At 64.8% G+C, this 13,101-nt stretch carries 10 protein-coding genes; 1 reads left to right on the forward strand and 9 read right to left on the reverse strand.

Features of this window, described 5'->3' with window-relative positions:
- Positions 1-148: 148 nt before the first annotated feature.
- Complete coding sequence (locus tag RQH62_RS04705; protein WP_311267594.1) at positions 149-2,938, forward strand: TonB-dependent receptor; 2,790 nt, start codon at positions 149-151, stop codon at positions 2,936-2,938.
- A 143-nt stretch (positions 2,939-3,081) separates the two neighbouring features.
- Here the strand turns inward: RQH62_RS04705 and RQH62_RS04710 are convergent, their stop codons facing one another.
- From RQH62_RS04710 to RQH62_RS04750, 9 genes are read right to left on the reverse strand one after another with little or no spacing between them, the layout of a single operon-like run.
- Positions 3,082-4,215, reverse strand: a complete 1,134-nt coding sequence (locus tag RQH62_RS04710; protein WP_311267595.1) for an FAD-binding oxidoreductase — start codon at positions 4,213-4,215, stop codon at positions 3,082-3,084.
- Positions 4,212-5,585, reverse strand: coding sequence for an FAD/NAD(P)-binding oxidoreductase (locus tag RQH62_RS04715; RefSeq protein WP_311267596.1), 1,374 nt, complete (start codon positions 5,583-5,585; stop codon positions 4,212-4,214). Before RQH62_RS04715 ends, RQH62_RS04710 begins: the two co-directional genes overlap by 4 nt.
- On the reverse strand, positions 5,567-5,872 hold the full coding sequence (locus RQH62_RS04720; RefSeq protein ID WP_311267597.1) for a (2Fe-2S)-binding protein: 306 nt from the start codon (positions 5,870-5,872) through the stop codon (positions 5,567-5,569). Before RQH62_RS04720 ends, RQH62_RS04715 begins: the two co-directional genes overlap by 19 nt.
- Entirely contained in the window at positions 5,869-7,689 is a 1,821-nt protein-coding gene (locus tag RQH62_RS04725) for an ABC transporter ATP-binding protein (RefSeq protein WP_311267598.1), read from the reverse strand. Before RQH62_RS04725 ends, RQH62_RS04720 begins: the two co-directional genes overlap by 4 nt.
- Complete coding sequence (locus RQH62_RS04730; protein WP_311267599.1) at positions 7,686-8,513, reverse strand: ABC transporter permease; 828 nt, start codon at positions 8,511-8,513, stop codon at positions 7,686-7,688. Before RQH62_RS04730 ends, RQH62_RS04725 begins: the two co-directional genes overlap by 4 nt.
- Positions 8,510-9,490, reverse strand: a complete 981-nt coding sequence (locus RQH62_RS04735; protein ID WP_311267600.1) for an ABC transporter permease — start codon at positions 9,488-9,490, stop codon at positions 8,510-8,512. Before RQH62_RS04735 ends, RQH62_RS04730 begins: the two co-directional genes overlap by 4 nt.
- A complete protein-coding gene (locus RQH62_RS04740; RefSeq protein ID WP_311267601.1) occupies positions 9,490-11,031 on the reverse strand; it encodes an ABC transporter substrate-binding protein in 1,542 nt (513 codons plus the stop codon). The genes RQH62_RS04735 and RQH62_RS04740 overlap by 1 nt, the downstream gene beginning before the upstream one ends.
- A complete protein-coding gene (locus RQH62_RS04745; protein WP_311267602.1) occupies positions 11,031-12,314 on the reverse strand; it encodes an FAD-binding oxidoreductase in 1,284 nt (427 codons plus the stop codon). The genes RQH62_RS04740 and RQH62_RS04745 overlap by 1 nt, the downstream gene beginning before the upstream one ends.
- 5 nt (positions 12,315-12,319) lie before the next feature.
- A complete protein-coding gene (locus tag RQH62_RS04750; protein WP_311267603.1) occupies positions 12,320-12,988 on the reverse strand; it encodes a haloacid dehalogenase type II in 669 nt (222 codons plus the stop codon).
- Between the last annotated feature and the right edge of the window lie 113 nt (positions 12,989-13,101).

Consider the following 13,101-nt stretch of genomic DNA (forward strand, 5'->3'; position numbering starts at 1 on the left):
GCGACCGGTGTCTATCGCCGATCGGTGCAAGCTGTGCATTGATCCATGCCGGATTGAGGTTGGCATTTCCCGCCATCCCGGCAGTATCCAGACAGAACCGATCCGGCGCCAGAGTCCGGACAATAGGATGAGGGGAGTGAGAAAGGCCATGAACGGCACCACCAACCGCTGCAAGGCGATTTTGAGCCTGACGACCGCGATCGCGACGATTGCGCTGGCGCCCCATGGACTGGCGCAGGCCGATCCGGTCGCACCGCAGAATGAGGCGCCGGTCGCCGATATCGTCGTCACCGGCTTTCGCGCCAGCCTGAACAATGCGCTGGCGATCAAGCGCAATGAAACCGCCACGGTCGACGCGATCAAGGCGGAGGATATCGCCGAATTTCCCGATCTCAACCTGGCCGAATCCTTGCAGCGCATTCCCGGCGTGGCGATCAGCCGCGTCAACGGCGAAGGCCGCAACATCTCCGTCCGTGGCCTTGGCCCCGAATATACCCGCGTCCGCATCAACGGCATGGAAGCGATCGGCACCAGCGGCGGCACCGACAATTCAGGCGGCGTGAACCGCGGTCGTGGTTTCGACTTCAACATCTTCTCGTCCGACCTGTTCAGCAACTTGTCGGTGCGCAAGACCGCGACGGCGGATGTGGAGGAAGGGTCGCTGGGCGGCACGGTCGATCTCCAGACGTCGCGCCCGCTCGATTATCGCAAGCCCACGGCGGTTCTCTCCGCCGCCGCCAGCTATAACGACCTGCGCCAGAAGACGACGCCGCGCCTGTCCGGGCTGGTCGCGACCCAGACCGACGATGGCCGCTTCGGCGTGCTGCTGTCGGTCGCCTATGAAGAGCGGCGGATCAAGGAAGAAGGCGCCAACATCACCCGCTGGAGCTATGGCGGCTTCAACGGCGGGTTTAACGGGGCCTCGACCCTGCCCGGCTATACGATCGGCGAAATCAACGACACCAATCCCGAAACCGCGCTTTATCACCCGCGTATTCCGGGGCTGGTCAGCTATGATATTTCCCAGAAGCGTCTTGGCGCGGCGGGATCGGTGCAGTTCAAGCCGACCGATCGCACGCTGATCTCGATCGACGGCCTCTATTCGCGGCTGGACGGCACGCGCAAGGAAGCGCAGTTGCAGGCGATCAGCTTCAGTCGGTCGGGCAGCGGCAAGCCGCAGACGATCATCCGCGACGGCGTGGTGGACGGCAACAACAATATCGTCAGCGGCACGTTCGACAATGTCGATCTGCGCTCCCAGTCGCGCTACGACGTACTGAAGACGGAATTCTATCAGTTCACGGGATCGATCGATCACCAGTTTACCGACCGGTTGAAAGTCTTCGCCATGGGCGGTTATGCCAGTTCGGAATTTTCCAATCCGATCCAGACCACGGTGACGATCGACGCGATCAACACCGGCAATTTCCAATATGATTTCTCGACCCGCTTCCCGAACATCCAGCCGGGTGTCGATGTCGCCAATCCCGCGACCTGGAGTTTCATCAACGGCACGTCGGAAGTGCGCATCCGGCCGCAGAGCGTCAGCAACGCCTTCACCACGGCCAAGGGGCATGTGGAATGGGAAGCGATCGACGGCATCACTTTCAAGGCCGGGCTGGACTGGCGCAAGTTCGAATATGGATCGACCGAGCGTCGCCGCCTGTCGGGTGAAACCGTGGTCGCGCCGCTGACCGCCGCGCAACTGGCGGGCATGACCACGCTCTTCTCCGGCTTTGGCAAGGGGCTGAACGTGCCCGCCGGCACCCCGACCGCCTGGATCGTACCGAACCTCGACGCGTTCATCACGCAGGGCGGCATCAATGTCGACCCGCGCTATGCCACCGGCGGGATCGAGAATGCCACAGCGCGCGGCTCCTATATCAACGTGACGGAGGAGGATACGGGCGTCTGGGGCATGACCCAGTTCAACTTGCAGGATATTGCCGGCGTGCCGATCCGGGGTGACATCGGCCTGCGCTATGTGAAGACCGACCAGTTCTCGACCGGCTATGCCAGCCAGGGGACGGCGATCAATCTCGTCACCGCCGATCGCAGCTACAAGCGCTGGTTGCCCTCGCTCAATCTGGTCGGCAACATCACCGACAATCTCCAGGTCCGCTTCGCCGCCGCCAAGACGCTGGCCCGCGCCGGCATCGCGTCGCTGACGCCGGGTGGAAACCTCAACGTATCGGGCGGCAACCGCACCTATAGTTCGGGCAACCCGGACCTGAAGCCCACATCGTCGAAGAATCTGGACGTGTCGGTCGAATGGTATCCGATGCCCGGTGCCATCTACGCCATTGCCGGCTTCCGCAAGGATATCGGCAGCTTTGCCCAGACTCTGAGCGTGGGCGTGCCCTATAGCAGCCTTGGCCTGCCGGATGCGCTGCTGGATGGGACGACGGCGTCGCCCAGCGATATCTTCATCGTCAGCCAGCCGGTCAATTCGGACGGCGGCATCCTCAAGGGCTTCGAAATCAACGTGCAGCAGCCCTTCAGCTTCCTGCCGGGGGTGTTCGCCAATTTCGGGGTGATGGCCAACTATACCTATGTGACGTCGAACATCGAATATCTGACCTCGGCCAGCGGGGCGACGTCGGTGACCGCGCCGCTCGTCGGCCTGTCGAAGCAGGCGGCCAACGCCACCCTCTATTATGAGGACAAGAAGTTCCAGATCCGCGGGTCCGTGGCCTATCGCTCCAAATATCTGACCGCGGTGCCGGGGACGGAGGGCAATGCCTATAATGGCACCAACAGCACGCTCAATGTCGACGCGCAGGCCAGCTACAATCTGACCGAGAAGATGAAGATCAGCATCGAGGCGATCAACCTGACCGACACCAAGAACGACCAGTTCGTGGACGAAACCAACCGCCTCAACGTGCTGACCCACAGCGGTCGCCAGTTCAATTTCGGCGTACGTTACAGCTTCTAACCCTCCCTTTCCCGAAGCACGCCGACCTGACGCCGGTTGCCTGATATGGCAGCCGGCGTCATTTTTTGCGCGGGAAGGGGCGGGGAGGCCCTTGCAAACAACAGTCGTTCGTTTCGAGTGAATAGCGTAATGGAGAAGCGCCGTTACGCTTGCGCGAAGCGGGCGATGTTATAGGGCGCCATCGGAATGTCGGTCGCGCCTTTCGCGATGATTTCCGCCATCGTTTCGCCCACGCCCGGCCCGATCTGGAAGCCGGAACCGGAAAAGCCGAAAGCGTAATAAAGCCCGCTGGTCGTCGCGCTCGGTCCCATGACCGGCTGGCTGTCAGGCAGATAGCCCTCGATCCCGGACCAGACGCGGATGATGTTGAGCTTGCCCAGTTGGGGCGCCAGCCGGCGGATCTGTTTCAACTGGCTCAGCGTGTTCTGCGGCTCGACATAGGCGCGATACTGGTCGGGGAAGGACGGGCCGCGCGTGCTGCCGCCCAGCACGATATTGCCGCGCGCCACCTGCCGGAAATAGACCGTCTCCTCCTCCAGCGGCGTCATCACGCCGACGGCGGGATGGATCGCATAGGGCACCGGTTCGGTGACGCTCATATTCGGTCCGCGCGGCACGATCGGCACCGGCTCGCCAAATTGCGACGACAGCGCATTGCCCCAGGCACCTGCCGTCACCAGCAGGATCGGCGCGCGGAAGGTGCGCCCGTCGGCCGCCGTGACGACAAAATCCTCGCCCAATTTCTGCGCGTCGATGATCTTCGTATTTTCATGCACGACCGCGCCCAGCTTCTGCGCCGCGCGGGCGAAGGCGGGCGCGGCGAGCCGCGGATTGGCATGGCCGTCAGTCGGCGAATAGGAACCGGCCAGCACATCGGGACCGAAGAAGGGGAATTTGTCGCGCAGCGCATTGCCGCTCAGCAGTTCGAGGTCGAGCCCCTCCAGCCGGGCCTTGTCCGCATAATCCTCCATCGCGCCGACCAGTTCGGGCCGTTCGCGATAGCAGACGCGGATATGGCCGGACTGGAGATATTCCACGTCCGCACCCAGCAGTTCGCGCGACTTGCGCCAGATGGCGATGGCGCGATTGGCGAGCGGCAGCTGGTGAAAGCCGCGCCCCTGTCGCCGGACATTGCCGAAATTGGTGCCGCTGGCCTGCCGCCCGATCAGGTCGGTTTCCAGCAATGTGACGGACAGGCCATGGCCGCGCAGGAACAGCGCGGCCGATGACCCCATCAGCCCGCCACCCACGATGATGACGTCGCTCGTGCCAGTCATGGCTCTTCTCCGATCGCGATGGTCAGTGGCTTGACCGGCGCCTGTCCGCGCAGGCGGCCGACCTGTTCGATCGGTACGCCGGCTTCGGCGGCGATCAGTTCGGCGGCGGCGAGGCCGCAATAGCGGCCCTGACAACGGCCCATGCCGACGCGGCTGAACGCCTTGGCCCGGTTCGCCTCCTTCGCGCCCGTTTCGCGCATGACCGCGCGCAGATCGCCCGCCGTCACGCCTTCGCAGCGGCACAGGATCGCGTCATCGGGCAGCTTCGCCGCCTGCTCCGATGGCCATGGAAAGGCCTTCGCTAGCCCGCGCGCGAATTTCGCATAATTGGCGACATCGCCGCGCAGGCTGGCCATCTCGCCCTTGTCGACCGGCAGGCCAAGGTCGCTCAGCGCCGCAAAGGCTGCCAGGCGTCCGCTCGCCTCGGCCGATCGCGCGCCCAATATCTTCGCGCCGTCGCCGGCCAGATAGACGCCCGCGACGCTCGCGCGCCCATCGCCATCGCGCTCCGGCAGCCATTGCCGGGTAGCCGAATCGAAGGCGAAGGCACAGCGCGCCAGATCGGCCAACTGGGTTTCGGGACGCAGATGATAGCCCATCGCCACCGCGTCGCACTCGATCGTCTCTTCACGGCCGGAGGCGGTGCGGAACCGCAAGCCATGGACGCCGCTTTCCGCATCGCCCATAATCTCCACCGGCGTCACGCCATGCTGCACAGTCACGCCCGCGCGCCTGAGCATTCGGGTCAGCGCCACGCCGTTCCACAGCACCGACGGCATCGCCAGCAGGTCGGGCAGCGCCTTCAGCCGCGCGGAGAAGGGCGAGGTGTCCAGCACCGCCGCGACATCCGCGCCGGCCTCCACATATTGGCTGGCGACCAGATAGAGCAGAGGCCCCGACCCCATGAATACGACCTTGTGCCCGATCGACACGGCTTGGCTCTTCAAGGCTACCTGCGACCCGCCCAGGCTGTACGCGCCCGCATGCTGCCAGCCCTTGACTGGCATCAGCCGATCGGTCGCGCCGGTGCAGAGCAGCAGTGCGTCGAACGGGATGGCCTCCTGCGCGCTGCCGCTCGCAGTCCACACCTGCCCGGCGGCGATATTCCACACCAAAGTTTCGGGTCGATAGTCGATGGCGCTCTTCAGCCCGTCGAACGTTTCGTGCAGCGCCTTTGCCCGCCCGGCTTCGGTGCCATAAAGCTTGGCATAGGGACGGGTGAAATTGTCCGGCTGCCGGCGATAAATCTGTCCGCCGTCGCGCCGCCCTTCGTCGATGACGATCGGGCGGATGCCCGCCGCGACGCAGGCTTCCGCCGCGCGCGTGCCCGAGGGCCCGGCGCCGACGATAATTATGCGTGGTTCGGCCATGATGCCCCCGGCTGGCTGGTCAAAATCCGCTGGCCCGAGGCCGCCAGCGTGGAACAGGCGCGCAGGCGATCGCCGCTTTCCGTCCACACCCAGCAATCCTGGCAAGCACCCATCAGGCAGAAGCCGGCGCGCTTTTCCGGCCCGAACTCGCTCTGGCGCAGCCGGTCGCCCGCGCTCAGCAGCGCGACCATCAGCGTGTCGCCCTCCAGCGCCTCTATCGGCGCGCCATCGATATGCAGGGCGACGGGCGGGCGATCGGTTTCGCCCAGACGAACGAACCGGCTCATGACGCGATCAAGCTTTCATCTCCATGATGGCACAATATACGGCTGGTTATTCCCTCAGCTTTTGCCAGCGGATGGCGGGGCGGCGGGGTGGTATTGCACAGCCCCTCCACCCGCGCGGCGCAGCGCGGCAGGAAACGGCAGAGGTCGGGATGGTCGCCGGTCGCGCCGATCGGCGTTGGCGCAGCGCCGGCATGGCTTTCCTCCAGCCAGCCCGCGCGCATCTCCGGCACCGATCCGATCAGCAGGTCGGTATAGGGGTGGAAAGGACTGGACTGGAAGGCGGCGCGCGGCCCGGTTTCGACCATGGTGCCGGCATAGAGCACCAATATATCGTCGCAAATGGCGCGTACGGTGGAGATATCATGGCTGATGAACATGGTCGCGATGCCCAGTTCCCGGCGCAGCTCCGCCATCAGGTCCAGGATCGCCGCGCCCACCACCGTGTCCAGCGCCGACGTCACCTCGTCGCACAATATCAGCTGTGGGTCGGCCGCCAGCGCGCGGGCCAGGTTGATGCGCTGTTTCTGTCCGCCCGACAGCCCACCGATCGGCCGGTCGATCAGCGCGACGGGCAGCCGGATGAGGTCCAGCAGTTCGGCCACCCGCATCCGCGCCGCATTGCCCTTCAACCCATGGTAGAAGGCGAGCGGACGCTGCAATATCTCCCCCACGCTATGCGCGGGATTGAGCGCGGTGTCGGCATTCTGGAACACCAGTTGGATGCGGCGGAACTGTTCGCGGCTGCGCCCCTGCAATCCGGGGGGTAGTGGTTCGCCGTCCAGCAAAACCTGACCGCTGGCGGGCGGCAGCAGCCCGGCGATGACGCGGGCGATGGTGGACTTGCCCGAACCGCTCTCGCCGATCACGCCCAGCGTCGCGCCGCGCTCGATCGTCAGGTTGATGGCGCGCAGCACCGGTATGCGCGGCCGGCCATCCTTGCCGATCTTGCCATAGCCCGCCGTCATGCCGCGAATTTCCAGCAGCGGCGCGGCGGGCAGGTCGGCCTTGGCCGGGGTCGGGCGGATGGCGGGCCGGGCGGCGGCCATCAGCGTCCTGGTATAGTCGTCGGCCGGGCGATGCAGGATTTGCTCCGCCTTGCCCGCTTCGCGAATGCGCCCCTGATTGAGGACGACGATCTGGTCGGCCATCTGCGCCACCACGGCCAGATCGTGCGAGACATAGATGGCGGTCGCGCCGCGCTCCAGCACCACCGCCTTGAACGCGCGCAGCACTTCGATTTGGGTGGTGACGTCCAGCGCGGTCGTCGGCTCATCCAGAATCACCAGCTCCGGATCGGTGATGAGCGCCATCGCCGCCATCAGCCGCTGCAACTGCCCACCCGATAGCTGGTGCGGGTAGCGCGATCCGATCGTGTCGGGGAAGGGCAGGGCGAGCGCGCGGAACAGATCGACCGCCTTCGCCTCTGCCGTGGCGCGGGGCATCAGCCCATGGATCATTGCTGGCTCGATCACCTGATCCATGATCGTGCGCGACGGGTTGAAGGCGGACGCTGCGCTCTGCGCGATATAGGCGATACGGTTGCCGCGCAGCTGCGCCAGCGCGGGCCGATCCAGTTTCGTGATTTCTGCGTCGCCCACGCGAATGGAGCCGCCCGCGATCGTCGCGCCGGGGCGGGCATGGCCCAGCAAAGTCAGCGCGATCGTCGTCTTGCCAGATCCGCTTTCGCCGATCAGCGCCAGCACCTCGCCGCGCTTCAGCGCGAAGTTAATGCCGCTGACGATCGGAAACGTCTCGCCCTTCGCATTGCGGGCGGTGACGCACAGATCCTTAACCTCGACATGGATGGCATCGGTCATGCGCGCTTCCCCCGGCCCGGCAATCCGTCGATCAGCAGGTTGACGCCCACAGTCAGCGTGGCGATGGCGACGGCGGGTGCGATGATGGCCAATGCGCCTTCGCCAAGGCCGGAAATATTCTCGCGCACCAGCGATCCCAGATCGGCGTCGGGCGGCTGTACGCCAAGGCCCAGGAAGGACAGGCCCGACAGCAGCAGCACGATGAACACGAAGCGCAGGCCGAAATCGGCGAGCAGCGGGTGGATCATGTTGGGCAGGACTTCGGCGATGGCGATATGGAAACGGCCTTCGCCGCGCGCGCGGGCGACCTGCACATAGTCCATCTGCGCAAGGTTCACCGCCAGCGCGCGGGCAATGCGATAATTGCCGGGGACGTAGGTGATGGCCGCGATCAGCAGCAGCAGCGGCAGCGAGGAGCCGAAGGCGGCGACCAGCACCAGCGAGAAGATCTTGGACGGGATGGAAATCAGCATGTCCATGAAGCGCGACAAGGGTTCGTCGACCTTTGCACCACCCACGGCGGCGGTCAGCGCCAGCGCCGTGCCGGTCGCGCTCGCCAGCATCGCGGCAGCGGCGGCCAGCCCCACCGTATAGCGCGCGCCCGACAGCAGGCGGCTCAGCACATCGCGGCCCAGATAATCGCTGCCCAGCCAGTGGGCGGCGGACTGGCCATCGAACACGTCATAGGCGACGAAGGCGCCGACCGGATAGGGCGCCAGCATCGGCCCGAACAGGGCTACGGCCAGCCAGAAAAGGACCAGCGCCAGCCCGACCTTGCCGGATAAAGGAAGCGCCTTGGCTTGCGAAAGAGCATTAAAGATCATTGCGCACGCAGCCTGGGGTTGGCGAGGATCGCGGTCACGTCCGCAATCAGCATCAGGAGGAGATAGGCCGCGCAGAAGATCATGGCGCAGGCCTGAAGCAGCGGCATGTCGCGGCTGGTGACGGCGTTGACCATCAGGCTGGCGAGGCCGGGATAGTTGAAGATCGTCTCCACGATCACCGCGCCGCCCAGCAGGTAAGAGAGGCTCAGCGCCATGGCGTTGACGATCGGCGCGATGGCATTGGGCATGATGTGCTTCAGCACCACCTGCACCGGTGCTACGCCCTTCAGCACCGCCATTTCGACATAGGGGCGGTCCATCTGGTCGATCACCGCCGCGCGGGTCATGCGGGCCATCTGGGCGATGACGATCACGCTCAGCGTCAGGATCGGCATGGCGACCCCGCGCAGATAATCGCCCCAGCCCATCTCTTCCGATGCCATCGCGATGGAGGGCAGCCAGCGCAGCTTCACCGAGAAGATCAGCACGGCGATGGTCGCGACCAGAAATTCGGGCACCGCGACCATGGAGAGGGTCGCAACATTGAGCGCACGGTCCAGTCGTCCGCCCCGGTTCATCGCCGACCCGATGCCGATCGCCAGCGCCACTGGCACAGCGACCAAAGCGGTGAGCGCGGCCAGCAACAGGCTATTGGGCAGGCGCTCGCTGATAACCTCGGACACCGGCATGTTGGCGACCAGCGACTGGCCCGGATCGCCGCTCACCATGCCGGTCAGCCAACTGGCGTAACGGACATAGGCGGGGCGATCGAGGCCCATTTCGTGGCGCAGCGCGGCGACCTGTTGCGGCGTGGCGCTCTGGCCCAGCGCCTCCTGCGCGGCGTCGCCAGGCAGCAACTGCGCGATGATGAAGATCGTCACCGATACCAGGAGCAGGGTCAGCAGCGAGGATGCGAAACGCTTGCCGATCAGCGTCAGCGCGGCCTTCATGCCGCTTTGGGACGAGCCACCCGCCATCAGCCTTCCCACCACACATGTTCGGAAAATTGATAGCCCATCAGGCCGCCCAGCGACACGGGATAGAGGCCCTTGAGCCGTCGGTCATAGCCGTCGATCAGGCTGATGAAGACCGGGATGCCGACGCCGCAATGGTCGCGGACCAGCCCCTGCATCTCGCCATAAAGCTGTTTGCGCCGCGCCTGATCGGCCTCGCCCCGTGCCTCCAGCAGCAACTTGTCGAACCGGGGATTCTTCCACCCGCTCTCGTTCCACGCGGCGTCGGATTTGTAGAAGAGGCTGAACAGCAGGTCGGCGGTCGGGCGGGGGTTGGTGTTGCCGAAGCCCAGCGGATGTTTCATCCAGTGGGTCGACCAGTAACCGTCCGCCGGCACCCGGTTGACCGCCAGCTTCAGGCCCACGCGCGATCCATATTCCTGAAGGATCGATGCCATGTCGACCGATCCATCGGCGGCCGGTGAAGCATAGACGGGCAAGCGCACGCCGGTCAGGCCCGCACGCTGCAAATGCCATTTCGCCTTGTCCAGATCGAGCGACCGTTGCGGCAGGTCGGCGCGATAATAGGGGTGGAAGGGCGGAATCGGCTGGTCGTTGGCGATCGTCGCATAGCCGCGATACAGCGCCCGTTTGATGAGGGGACGGTCGATCAGATATTTCATCGCGGCGACGAAATGGGGATTGCCGGTCGGCAATTGCCGCTGCTGCATGATGAGATTGGTGTAGAGGCCCGACTGGGTTTCCAGCAGCGCATGGCCGCGCGACGCCATGATCCGCTTGGTGGAGCGCGGATTGACCGCGATCACCAGATGGACGTCGCCCGACAGCAGGGCGTTCACGCGGCTGACCTCGTCGGGAATCCCGATCAGCTCGATCTCGTCCAGATAGGGCTTGCCGGGCTTCCAGAAATTGGGATTGCGCCGCGCCAGCGTCCGCACGCCGGGGCTGAATTGCGCGCACTTATAGGGACCGGTGCCGTTGGCGACACGAAAATCCTTCGTGCCAGCGCGCAGGATCAGGAAATGGGATTGCGCCAATATGGCGGGCAGATCGGCATTGGGACCGATCAGGGTGATGACGACATCGCGGCTGCCCACAGCCTTCACCTGCGCCAATTGTTCGGCGATCGGCGCCATCTTGGACCCGGTGGCCGGGTCTTTATGGCGCAGCAGCGACCAGACCACGTCCTGTGCGGTCAGGTTCGCGCCGTCATGAAAGGTCACGCCCTTGCGCAGGCGGACATGCCAGACCTTCTGGTCGCTGCTCTCGATCCGTTCCGCCAGAGCCGGCCGGGGGATCAGATGGCGGTCCATTTCCGTGAGGCCGCTATAGAACATATAATGGCGCACATAATCGGTCGATAGCGCGCCCTTGGCCGGGTCGAGCGTGTCGGCGGTCGAGCTGGACAGGCTGGCGACACGGATGCGTCCGCCTATGCGCGGCTTGGCAGCCGCCAGCGCGCCATCGGGCAGGATCAGCCCGGCGCCAAGGCCAAGCCCCGCACCGATCAGGTCACGCCGGGAAAAGGGCGGCATATCGTCCATCAATGGATCACATCCTGCCATTTATACCACAGGCCGACGAGCGGCAGGAACCAGGGCTTGCCGAAATGGCCGGGCACGCTGGGCCAATCCAACCCATCCCAGGGATTGGCGGCAGGCTCGCCGCTCATCACCCGTGCCATCTGCTGACCCATATGGGTCGCCATCTGGACGCCATGGCCGCTATAGCCCATGGAATAATAGAGCCCGTCCTGCTCGCCCGCGCGGGGCAGCCGGTCGGCGGTCAGGTCCACCATCCCGCCCCACACATGGTCGATGCCCACGCCCTTCAAGGCCGGAAAAATCTCGCCCATGGTCTGCACGAGGATATGGCCGCTCTTCACGTCAGACCGGGGATCGCTGATGGCGAAGCGGGCGCGTCCGCCGAAAATCAGCCGATTGTCGGGCGCCAGCCGGAAATAATTGCCGATATTCTTGCTGGTCACATAATTGCGCCGCCCCGGCAGAAGGCGGTCGATCAACGTATCGTCCAACGGCTCGGTCGCGATGATGAAGCTGCCCACCGACACGATGCGGCGGCGAAAGAAGCCGAACGGGCCGGTCGCCGGCGCGCCGCCGGTCGCGACTAGCAGCTGCTTCGCCGTCACCGTCCCGCGTGAGGACGTCACGCGCCATCCCTGCGGCACCCGCTGAAAATCGGTGACATCGGCATTTTCGTAGATCTGCGCACCGGCCCGCGCTGCGGCTTCGGCCAGGCCTACGCCGAAACGGCCGGGATGGACCTGCGCGCTGGTCGTCTGGATCAGGGCGCCATGAAAGGCGTCCGATCCCACTTCCTCGCTTATGCGCTCCGGCGGCACAAGACGGACATTTTCGTCCACCTCCGCCGCCAGTAAATCATGGGCGCGGACCAGCTTGTCATAATGGGCAGGCTTGGCCGCCAGCTTCACCCGGCCGCAGCGGTTGAAACTGCAATCAATGCCTTCCTCGCGTGCAAGCCGCTCGACCGTATCGACGGCGTCGCAGTGGACGCGATAATAGGCTTTGGCGATATCCTTGCCGAACCGGGCGGACAGCGCGCCATAATCATGGGCCGTGCCGTTATTGCACTGGCCCCCGTTGCGACCCGAAGCCTCTCCGACGACGCGCCCCTTCTCCAGCAGCACGACGCTTGCGCCGCGCTTTGCCAGCGCCAGCGCCGCCGACAGGCCGGTAAAGCCGCCGCCGATGATGGCGACGTCAACCGATCCTTCGACGCCGCCCTTGGCTCCGCCCGTAAAGGGCCGCGCGCTGGCCAGCCAGTAGGAGAGGGGGGACGCGTCCATGCCGCTTACAGGCCGACGACCGCGGGCAGGCAGCCGATATGCGGGATTTCGACGTCGCGATAGAAGGGGTTGGACGGCTCATGGCCGCGACCCACGAACACGCGACAGCCGAAATGCAGGTCGGTCGCCGTATTCTGGTCGTAACGGAAGCTGGAGGAGACGTGCATCATCTCTTCGGGCTTCGCACCCAGCTGGTCGAACATATATTCGAACGCCTGCATGCGCGGCTTGTACGCCTGCGCCATCTGCGCGGTATAGACCGCGTGGAAGGGTGCGCCCAGCATGCCGACATTATGATGGATCTGGTCGGTCATCGCGTTGGACAGGATGACGAGCGGGATCTTGTCGCCGATCTTGCTCAGGCCGCCGGCGACATCGTCATGCGGGCCCCAGGTCGGCACGGCGGCATAGACCGCGTCGGCATCCGCCTCATTATAGGCGACGCCCCATTTCTGGCAGGTGCGGCGCAGCGAGTTGCGTATGATCTCCTGATAGGGTTCCCAGTCGCCCATCACCTGATCGAAGCGATAGGCGCTCCAGTCCTTGCAGAAAGCGGGCAGATTTTCCGCCGCGATCCGGTCGGCCATGAAGGCGGTCGCCATTTCGGTCATGCGGAAACGGGTCAGCGTGCCATAGCAGTCGAAGCTGATATATTTGGGCCGGAAATTGGGCATCGGCGGAGCGTCCTTTGCGGGTTCTACATTTGGCTTGAGAGCCGTTTGACTAACAGCATTACGACATGGCGAAGCCGGAACATGCACCCGATTGGTTCGGGTCGGGGGGCAGA

It is taken from the genome of Sphingobium sp. WCS2017Hpa-17, assembly GCF_031843765.1.
GTDB lineage: Bacteria > Pseudomonadota > Alphaproteobacteria > Sphingomonadales > Sphingomonadaceae > Sphingobium.

Bases quoted from the DNA above. Each gene is read 5' to 3' on its own strand.
- RQH62_RS04705 (WP_311267594.1), top strand. From the start codon at position 149: ATGAACGGCACCACCAACCGCTGCAAGGCGATTTTGAGCCTGACGACC.
- RQH62_RS04710 (WP_311267595.1), bottom strand. From the start codon at position 4,215: ATGACTGGCACGAGCGACGTCATCATCGTGGGTGGCGGGCTGATGGGG.
- RQH62_RS04715 (WP_311267596.1), bottom strand. From the start codon at position 5,585: ATGGCCGAACCACGCATAATTATCGTCGGCGCCGGGCCCTCGGGCACG.
- RQH62_RS04720 (WP_311267597.1), bottom strand. From the start codon at position 5,872: ATGAGCCGGTTCGTTCGTCTGGGCGAAACCGATCGCCCGCCCGTCGCC.
- RQH62_RS04725 (WP_311267598.1), bottom strand. From the start codon at position 7,689: ATGACCGATGCCATCCATGTCGAGGTTAAGGATCTGTGCGTCACCGCC.
- RQH62_RS04730 (WP_311267599.1), bottom strand. From the start codon at position 8,513: ATGATCTTTAATGCTCTTTCGCAAGCCAAGGCGCTTCCTTTATCCGGC.
- RQH62_RS04735 (WP_311267600.1), bottom strand. From the start codon at position 9,490: ATGGCGGGTGGCTCGTCCCAAAGCGGCATGAAGGCCGCGCTGACGCTG.
- RQH62_RS04740 (WP_311267601.1), bottom strand. From the start codon at position 11,031: ATGGACGATATGCCGCCCTTTTCCCGGCGTGACCTGATCGGTGCGGGG.
- RQH62_RS04745 (WP_311267602.1), bottom strand. From the start codon at position 12,314: ATGGACGCGTCCCCCCTCTCCTACTGGCTGGCCAGCGCGCGGCCCTTT.
- RQH62_RS04750 (WP_311267603.1), bottom strand. From the start codon at position 12,988: ATGCCCAATTTCCGGCCCAAATATATCAGCTTCGACTGCTATGGCACG.